General features: G+C 70.4%; 8 protein-coding genes and 2 pseudogenes. 8 read left to right on the forward strand and 2 right to left on the reverse strand.

Going from position 1 to position 8,421, the window contains the following annotated elements; genetic code table 11:
* Positions 1-187, forward strand: a pseudogene (locus tag O3Q52_RS43440) (MBL fold metallo-hydrolase); the annotation flags it as partial.
* A gap of 5 nt (positions 188-192) precedes the next feature.
* Here the strand turns inward: O3Q52_RS43440 and O3Q52_RS43445 are convergent.
* Positions 193-591 (reverse strand): MerR family transcriptional regulator, encoded by a 399-nt coding sequence (locus O3Q52_RS43445; protein ID WP_269654039.1) that lies wholly within the window; start codon positions 589-591, stop codon positions 193-195.
* Positions 592-896: 305 nt separating this feature from the next.
* Here O3Q52_RS43445 and O3Q52_RS43450 point away from each other — a divergent pair.
* Positions 897-3,359 (forward strand): annotated as a pseudogene (locus tag O3Q52_RS43450) (Tn3 family transposase); the annotation flags it as partial.
* 112 nt (positions 3,360-3,471) lie between these two features.
* A complete protein-coding gene (locus O3Q52_RS43455; RefSeq protein WP_269654045.1) occupies positions 3,472-3,849 on the forward strand; it encodes a Tn3 family transposase in 378 nt (125 codons plus the stop codon).
* A gap of 41 nt (positions 3,850-3,890) precedes the next feature.
* Here O3Q52_RS43455 and O3Q52_RS43460 read toward each other — a convergent pair whose 3' ends face one another.
* Entirely contained in the window at positions 3,891-4,646 is a 756-nt protein-coding gene (locus O3Q52_RS43460; RefSeq protein ID WP_269654040.1) for a hypothetical protein, read from the reverse strand.
* 185 nt (positions 4,647-4,831) lie between these two features.
* Between O3Q52_RS43460 and O3Q52_RS43465 the strand changes: the two genes are divergently transcribed.
* The 5 genes from O3Q52_RS43465 to O3Q52_RS43485 all read left to right on the forward strand — a co-directional run.
* Entirely contained in the window at positions 4,832-5,227 is a 396-nt protein-coding gene (locus O3Q52_RS43465) for a helix-turn-helix transcriptional regulator (RefSeq protein WP_269654041.1), read from the forward strand.
* Positions 5,224-5,925 (forward strand): cation diffusion facilitator family transporter, encoded by a 702-nt coding sequence (locus O3Q52_RS43470; RefSeq protein WP_269654042.1) that lies wholly within the window; start codon positions 5,224-5,226, stop codon positions 5,923-5,925. The genes O3Q52_RS43465 and O3Q52_RS43470 overlap by 4 nt, the downstream gene beginning before the upstream one ends.
* The gene (locus tag O3Q52_RS43475; RefSeq protein WP_269654043.1) at positions 5,922-6,413 is read left to right on the forward strand and encodes a signal peptidase II; all 492 of its coding nucleotides are present in this window, start codon (positions 5,922-5,924) and stop codon (positions 6,411-6,413) included. The genes O3Q52_RS43470 and O3Q52_RS43475 overlap by 4 nt, the downstream gene beginning before the upstream one ends.
* A 119-nt stretch (positions 6,414-6,532) precedes the next feature.
* Positions 6,533-7,540 carry a recombinase family protein gene (locus O3Q52_RS43480; protein ID WP_269654044.1) on the forward strand — a complete coding sequence of 336 codons (1,008 nt, stop codon included), beginning with the start codon at positions 6,533-6,535 and terminating at the stop codon, positions 7,538-7,540.
* Positions 7,541-7,573: 33 nt separating this feature from the next.
* Positions 7,574-8,421, forward strand: an 848-nt coding sequence (locus O3Q52_RS43485; protein ID WP_269654046.1) for an MFS transporter, incomplete at its 3' end; no start/stop codon positions are given.

Below are 8,421 nucleotides of genomic sequence, written 5' to 3' on the forward strand. Positions count from 1 at the left end.
CCCCACCTCACGCGCGAGCGGCCCGCAGTTGCTGCCCACGATGTTCCACCGGGACCTCCCCGGCGCACTGTCCTCGCTGGACGCCTTCGAGGCCCTCTCGGGTGACGTCCTGCTGCCCGGTCACGGTCCCGTGCACCGCGGTTCCGTACGCGAGGCGGCCCAGCAGGCCCGGGAACGGGCCGCCTGAACCGATCAGGCCTCTACGGACGACCGACCGTCGCCCATGGGCCGCCCGTCGCCGCGTACCACTTCGAGGTACGCGGCGATCGCGTCCCGGTTGCGGGCGAGGCAGTCGATGCGCCGGGTCATGCGGTCGAGTTCGAGTTCCAGTGTGGCCAGCATCTCCGGGGTCGGATCGGGGAAGTGGATGGTGCCGGGCCCGTCGAGGCAGGGCAGGATCTGCTTGATGATCCGGGTCGGCAGTCCGGCGTCGAGCAGTCCTCGGATCTGCTGGACCCGGTCCACCAGGCGTTCGTCGTAGGAGCGGTAGCCGTTCTCGCAGCGCTCGGGCGTGATCAGCCCCTGCTCCTCGTAGTAGCGCAGCAACCGCCGCGGGATGCCGGTGCGCTCCGACAGCTCTCCGATCCGCATCCGACCGACCTCGCACTCCGCCGCTTGACCTTCACATCAATGTGAGGGTTCGAGCATACGCGGCATGAGCACCCACACCACAGATCCGACCGGATCCCCCAGGGAGGCCGAGGGAGTCGGCCCTGTTCTCGTATAGCTACGGCGAAGTGACATGTAGCGCTGTGTAACTTTCTTGGCCTCGTTTCCCCTCAGTGGTCGCCTCGTTGAGCTGAATGAGTGATCACGGGTGGGGCGGAGGGTGCAGGGTGCGGCAGGACTGGGAGCCGGAAGACCTGATCGAGGTCTGGACGCTGCTCGAAGACGACATGAAGCGGCTGCGGAACAAGTCCGGGGCGAACCGGCTGGGCTTCGCGGTGCTGCTGAAGTTCTTCGAGGTGGAGGCCTGGTTCCCGGAGTCGGCCGGGGAGGTGCCGGCGGCCGCGGTGGCGTACGTGGCCCAGCAAGTGAAGGTCCCCGCTGGGGAGTGGGCGGACTACGACTGGCAGGGCAAGGCGATCAAGCGTCACCGGGGCGAGATCCGGGCGGCGTACGGGTTCCGGGCGAACACCGAGGAGGACCAGGAACGGCTGGCCGGGTGGCTGGCAGCCGAGCTGCGCCCGGTGGAGCTGTCGAGGGACCGGCTGGAGGCCGCGGTGGTGGCCCGCTGCCGCAACGACCACATCGAGCCTCCGGCCCCGGGACAGGCCCCGCGCCTGGTCGGCAAAGCGGTGAAGGACTTCGAGGCCGGGTTCTGCCGCGGCACGCTGGACCGGCTCACTCACGCGACCCGCTCGCGGCTGGAGGACTTGATCGCGGGCGACGGGACGGATGAGGGAGCCGACGGCGCGGTGGTCGGCGGCGAGCGCTCGCACTTCGCCGAGTTGAAGACCGACCCCGGGGCGCCGGGGCTGGAGAGTCTACTGGCGGAGGTGAACAAGCTGGAGCTGCCCGCCGACCTGTTCGCGGACGTGTCGGAGAAGCTGGTGGACGCCTGGCGGGCGCGGGCGTCAAAGGAGTACCCGGCGAACCTGGAGCGTATGAAGCCGCCGCGGCGCCTGACGCTGCTGGCGACGCTGTGCCATGTGCGGCAGACGGAGATCACCGACTCGCTGGTGGACCTGTTCATCCAGCTCGTACTGAAGATCAACACCCGGGCGGAGCGGAGGGTCGACAAGGAGCTGAACGCCGAGCTGAAGAAGGTCCGTGGCAAGGAGGGGATGCTGCTGAGGGTCGCGGAGGCGGCGCTGTCGGAGCCGTCCGGCACGGTGCGGCGGGTGATCTTCCCGGTGGTCGGCGGGGAGAAGACGCTCAAGGCGCTGGCGGCGGAGGCCGCAGCGAACGAGGCCCGTTACAAGGCCCGGGTCCGCACCGTGCTGCGGTCGTCGTACTCGGCCCACTGGCGGCGGATGCTGTCGCCGCTGCTGAAGGCGCTGGAGCTGAAGTGCAACAACACCGCCTACCGGCCGGTGATGGACGCGATCGACCTGCTGGGGCGCTATCTGGAGCAGCCGCTGAAGGAGGGCGCGTTCTTCGACGCGGCGGAGACGGTGCCGCTGGTGGGCGTGGTCGCGGAGCAGTGGCGGGCGGCAGTGGTGGACGACAAGGGCCGCGTCGAGCGCATCCCGTACGAGTTGTGTGTGCTCGTGTCGCTGCGGGACGCGCTGCGGCGGCGGGAGATCTGGGTGGTGGGCGCGAACCGGTGGCGCAACCCGGAGGACGACCTGCCCGCTGACTTCGAGGACAACCGGGATGTGCACTACGCGGCCCTGGGGCAGCCGCAGGACGCCGGCGAGTTCATCACCGCTCTGGAGGGCAAACTCCGCACGTCGCTGGACCGCTTCGAGCGGGCTCTCGTGGAGGGCACCACGTGCGGGGTGGCGATTGTGAAGAAGCACGGCGAGCCGTGGATCCGTATCTCGCCGCGCGGCAAGCAGGAGGAGCCGGAGTCCCTGGTCGCCATCAAGGGCGAGATCGAGCGGCGCTGGGGCACCATCGACCTGCTGGACATCCTGAAGTACGCCGAGTTCGACACGGACTTCATCGCCGAGTTCACCTCGGTCGCCACCAGAGAGAACCTGTCAAAGGACGTGCTGCGGCGCCGGCTGCTGCTGGTGCTGTTCGGGCTGGGCACCAACATGGGCATCAAGCGGGTTGCGGTGACCGGTAAGCACGGCGAGAGCGAGGCGACGCTGCGGCGGGTGCGGCACCTGTTCGTCAACCGGGCAAACATGCGCGCGGCGCTGGTGAAGCTGGTGAACGCCACGTTCGCCGCGCGGGATGAGATGTGGTGGGGCACCGCAACTGCGTGCGCGTCCGACAGCCGGAAGTTCGGCTCCTGGTCCTCGAACCTGATGACCGAGTGGCACCAGCGCTACCGGGGCCCCGGCGTGATGATCTACTGGCACGTCGAGCGGAAGTCGGTGTGCATCTACTCCCAGCTCAAGTCCTGTTCGGCCTCCGAGGTCGCCTCGATGATCGAGGGCGTGCTGCGGCACTGCACCGACATGGAGGTCGACCGGCAGTACACCGACACCCACGGCGCGTCCATCGTCGGCTTCGCCTTCGCCCACATGCTCGACTTCAAGCTGATGCCCAGGCTGAAGAACATCGGCTCCGCGAAGCTGTACCGGCCGGCGGCCGGTCAGGACGAGACCTGGCCGCACCTGGCGCCTGTGCTGTCCACCAAGACGATCAACTGGGACCTGATCCGCCAGCAATACGACCAGATCGTGAAGTACACCACCGCTCTGCGCCTGGGCACCGCCGTGGCCGAACAGGTCCTGCGACGCTTCACCCGCGGCGGCCCCAAGCACCCCACCTACCAGGCGACCGAGGAACTCGGGCGGGCAGCGTACGGCGTTCGTCTGCGACTACCTCACCGACGTCGAGCTGCGGCAGGAGATCCACGAGGGCTTGCAGGTCGTGGAGAACTGGAACAGCGCGAACAAGGACCTCTTCTACGGCAAGGACGGCGACCTGGCAGGTGCGGACAAAGAGTCCCAGGAGGCGTCCATGCTCGCCCTCCACCTGCTCCAGTCCGCCCTGGTCCACGTCAACACGCTGCTGATGCAGCAGGTCCTCGCCGACCCGAAGTGGGCCGACACCCCCACCGACGCGGACCGGCGGGCACTGTCACCGCTCTTCTGGGCGCACGTCAACCCCTACGGCCGGTTCGAGCTGGACATGGACCGCCGCCTCGGCCTCGACCTGACCGCCCGGGCGGCGACGGTGCCCGGCCCGCGTGCCCCAGGTGACGACCGGGCCGGGCAACGCGCGTAGGAGCGCACGGTCAGGGGCGGCCGTGGCATCGGCTGCGTCTGTCAGTGCTCGCTGGTGGCGGTGTAGGTGCCGTGCCAGGTGTGGTCCCACACGGCGCCGGTGGAGGCGTTGACCGACAGCATGCCGTTGATCTTCCCGGAGCGCAGGGTGCGCAGGGTGTAGTAGCCGGGGAATGCCTCGGCCTCGTCGGCACTCAGGTTGCTGCCCCGGTCGCGCAGCCACTGCTGGGCGCGGTTTTGGGCCTGGTCGGGGGAGATCCGGGTCTGGGTCTGGCCGCCGTGGTGCATGCCGTAGTCGGTGTTCCACATCATCGCCGGGCCGTACTCGATCCCGGTGTCACCGTCGGCCGGGTCGACGAGGATCTCGGTGGCCAGCCTCCCGGATGGTGTTTCCAGTTCGGCGTAGAAGTTCTTCGAGAACTGCATGACCTCACCGACGTGCAGGTCGAGCCGGTCGGCGAAGGCGTCGGCCCGTTGTCGGGCCTGGTCCAGGGTCTTCACCGGGGTGCCGTCGCCGCGCTGCCAGTAGTGCCCGCCCATCATGCCGGGGCCCCACGAGCAGTCGTCGCGGTCCATCATTCCGGGCCCCATGCCGGGCCCCCATGAGTCCCAGTCGTTCCAGTCGTCGCCCGAGGTGCCCGACCGCCAGCAGTCGCTGCTGGAGGGGCTGGGCGCGGCGGCCGCGCGGGAGGAAGCGGCTCTGGAGGTGCTGTCGCTTGCCGCGCATCCGGCCGCGAGCGTGCCGGCCAGCGCGAGGGCCGCCAGCGCGGCGGCGGTCCGCCTGCTCGTGCTCGACATGATCATCACTCCTTCGGCGCTGTTCCCGTCGCGGCCTCCCGACCCGGCGCCGCAGCTCTGTCCCCTCCAGTCTCGCCCTGGGGGCAAGGACCCGCCCCAGGGCCGTACGCACCCAGCCGGTGGGCCAGTCGGCCCACACATGAGACGCCCCGGGTGGCATCGGCAGGCGTGGCTATCATCGTCCCATGGCGATGAATGATGGGGAGGCCGCGACGGTGGTCACCTCCCCCTGCGGTGCGCCGTCGGCGGCGGTGGCCCTGTTCCGCTCTCTGGGTGACCCGGCCCGCCTGGCGATCCTGCGTCGCCTGGCCGACGGCGAGGCGCGGGTGACCGACCTGGTCGCCTGCGTCGGGCTGGCGCAGTCCACGGTCTCGGCGCACCTGTCCTGCCTGCGCGACTGCGGCCTGATCACCTCCCGGCCCCAGGGGCGGGCCACCCTGCACGCGCTGGCGCACCCCGAGCTGCTGGACCTGCTGGCCTCCGCCGAGCAGCTGCTGGCGGCCACCGGCGAGGCCGTCGACCTGTGCCCCACCTACGGCACCCACCCTGCCCCCGCTGCCGCCGAGGAGCCCGCCCGATGAGCACCGCCCCCGCCACCGTTCCCGACGTGACCAGCCCGGCCGCCCACCGCGCCGTCCGGTACGCGAAGTTCACCATCGGCTACAACGTCATCGAGGGCATCGTCGCCATCTCGGCCGGCGCGGTCGCCGGCGCGGTGTCGCTGATCGGGTTCGGCATCGACTCCGGTATCGAGGTCGCCGCCGCGGTGGTGGTGCTGATACGGCTGCTGGCGGAGATCAAGGGCGGCGAGCCGGACGAGGCCAAGGAACGCCGGGCGCTGAAGTTCATCGCCATCACATTCTTCGCGCTCGCCGCCTACGTCACCGTCGAAGGCATCCGCGACCTGATCGGCGGGGAGAAGCCCGACACCTCCCTGGTCGGCATCGTCCTGACCGGCATCTCGATCGTGATCATGCCGTGGCTCGCTCGGGTCAAGCGCAAGACCGGGCAGGAGATGAACTCCCGCCTGGTCGTCGCGGACGCCGCCGAGACCAAGCTGTGCGCCTGGCTGTCGGTGTCCACCTTCGCCGGCCTGCTGGCCTTCGCCCTCTTCGACTGGACCTGGCTCGACCCGGTCGCCGGATTCGTCATCGCCGCCTTCGCCGTCATGGAGGGCAAGGAAGCCTGGGAAGGCGAACTCGTCTGCGACGACGGCTGCGAGGACGACAAGCCCGCCGCGGCCGGTGAGGCGTCCTCCTGCTCGGACGGCTGCAAGTGACCGCGCCCACCACCACGGCCCGGCCCGGCGCCCGAGCGCGCCGGGCCGGGCTGCTGGCCCTGGCCGCCCTCCTCGCCACCGCCGACCTCGGCCTCAAGGCGTGGGCCGAGCAGGCCCTGCCGGGCTCTCCGATCGAGGGCGGACCGCTCGGCCTGGAGCTCGCCTTCAACTCCGGCGTCGCGTTCTCCTTCGCCGCCGACGCCCCCGCCTGGACCGTCGTCGCCGCCACCGGCCTCATCACCCTGACCGTGGCGGCCGCGCTGTGGCGCACCGCGCCGGGAGCCTCCCGTCTGTGGGGCGGGGCGCTGGCCGCCGTCCTCGGCGGGGCCGCGGCCAACCTCATCGACCGCGCCCCGGACGGGCGGGTCACCGACTACCTCCACACCGGCTGGTGGCCCACCTTCAACCTCGCCGACGTCTTCATCGTCTGCGGCGGCCTGCTGATCGTCGCCCTCTCCTGGCGAACCGACCGGCAAGCGGCGACATAAAAGATCAATCATGGGTCGCCGGACCCCCGCAGAACCCGGATTCGTTCGCAGAACCCGTTCTCACTCAAAAGCGGAACGGACCCCCTTCTGAGACTTGCATTGTGCGAAAATCCGAGCCTATGACGGACCCACAGCAGCCTTCCCCGACCGACCGGTCGGACGCGGACGACGTCGAACAGCACGCCTGTCCGAAGTGTGACGCCCAGCCCGGCTCGCCGTGCCGCTCGCGCGGCGGCGCGGTCGCCTCCGCCTACCACACCCGCCGCTTCACCATGGTGCCGCGACTGAAGAAGGCGCTGCGGGTGCCGACCCCAGCCGACCGCGGCCCGGGCCAGCCGTGGCGGCCGGGCACCCCGCCCCCGGCGCCGATCGACCCGGACCTGCCGAGCGCTGACATCCGCATCGGCTACGCGAGGTGCTCGACCCTCGGGCAGGAACTCGACTCCCAGCTCGACGCGCTCGCGGGGCACGGCATCCCGAGGGACAAGATCTTCAGCGAGAAGATCAGCACCGGGGTACGAGTCCGGCCGAAGTTCGAGGAGGCGCTGAGGACGGCACGGGAGGTCAAGGCACACGCCCCGCACTGCCGGGTCATCTTCACCGTGTACGAGATGAAGCGCCTCGGCCGGGACGCCGCCGAACTGACCGCGCTCGCCGACCACCTCACCGCCCACGGCCTGGTGCTCGAGATGCTGGCCGGGCCCCTGCTCGGCATCTACGACCCCACCGGGCCGGGGAAGCTGCTGTTCGCGTTCTTCGCAGCGATGGCGGAGACCGAGCGGGAGAACATTCGGGAGTCGACGCTGGAGGGTCTCGACACTGCGGCCCGCAAGGGCAAGCACGGCGGTCGGCCGCCGGTCATCACCGAGGACATGCTGCACACCGTGCTCCGCAGGCGGGCGCTCGGCGAGTCCGTCGAGCAGATCCAGCCTGACCTGATCATCCCCACGGGCAAGCGCAAGGGCCAGAACCCCTCCGTCGCCAGCATCTACCGGGCGCTCGCCGAGCACGCCAAGCGCGAGGCGTACCCCGAAGCCGTCGAGCAGGCCCACGCCGACTTCGCCGCCCTCCAGCCTGGCGAGGTTCCAGGCCCCCGCCCCCCTCAGCCTGACCGAGCGCCACTCTGACTACAGAGAGCTACTTGTCACTTCGCCGTAGCCATACGAGAACAGGGCCGAGTCGAGAGCCGCGGGCTCCCTCTCGCCGCGCTCCTCGCCCTGGCCACGGCCGTCTTCGTCACGAGCCTCACCGAGACGCTGCCCGCGGGTGTGCTGCCCGCGATGAGCGCCGACCTCGGCGTCGGCGAGTCCGCGATGGGGCAGTCGGTCACTGTCTACGCGATCGGCACCGCGCTCACCGCGATCCCCCTCTCCGCGGTCACCGCGGGATGGCGGCGCAAACGGCTGCTGCTCACGGCGATGGCGGGGTTCGCCGCCGCCAACACGGTGACCGCGGTCTCCACCGACTACTCCCTGACCATGGCGGCCCGGTTCGTCGCCGGTGTGGCCGCGGGCCTGGCCTGGGCGCTGCTCGCCGGGTACGCCCGCCGACTTGCACCTGTCCATCTGCAGGGCAGGGCGACAGCGATCGTGATGACGGGCATACCGGTCGCGCTGTCGCTGGGGGTGCCCGCGGGGACCTTCCTCGGCGAAGTGCTGGGCTGGCGGGTGACGTTCACGCTGATGACCGTGCTCGCGGTCGCCCTGCTCGGCTGGATCGCGGCGGGCGTTCCGGACCAGCCGGGTCGGCGGAGGGAGGGCCGGGTCCCGGTCCTGCGGGTCCTGACGGTTCCGGGTGTGGCACCCGTCCTGTTCGTCACGCTGGTCTTCGTGCTGGCCCACACGATCCTGTACACGTACATCGCCACGTTCCTGGACGGGCTGGGCATGGGCGGGTCCACGGATCTCGTACTGCTGGTGTTCGGCGTCGCGTCCCTGGCCGGCATCTGGTTCGTGGGTGCGCGCATCGACCGGCGCCTGCGCGCCCTGACGCTCGCGAGCGCGCTGCT

The organism is Streptomyces sp. ActVer (genome assembly GCF_027270795.1).
Lineage (GTDB): Bacteria > Actinomycetota > Actinomycetes > Streptomycetales > Streptomycetaceae > Streptomyces > Streptomyces umbrinus_A.

Excerpts from the sequence above, each read along its gene's own strand:
- O3Q52_RS43445 (WP_269654039.1), bottom strand. The coding sequence starts at position 591 with ATGCGGATCGGAGAGCTGTCGGAGCGCACCGGCATCCCGCGGCGGTTG.
- O3Q52_RS43460 (WP_269654040.1), bottom strand. The coding sequence starts at position 4,646 with ATGTCGAGCACGAGCAGGCGGACCGCCGCCGCGCTGGCGGCCCTCGCG.
- O3Q52_RS43465 (WP_269654041.1), top strand. The coding sequence starts at position 4,832 with ATGGCGATGAATGATGGGGAGGCCGCGACGGTGGTCACCTCCCCCTGC.
- O3Q52_RS43470 (WP_269654042.1), top strand. The coding sequence starts at position 5,224 with ATGAGCACCGCCCCCGCCACCGTTCCCGACGTGACCAGCCCGGCCGCC.
- O3Q52_RS43480 (WP_269654044.1), top strand. The coding sequence starts at position 6,533 with ATGACGGACCCACAGCAGCCTTCCCCGACCGACCGGTCGGACGCGGAC.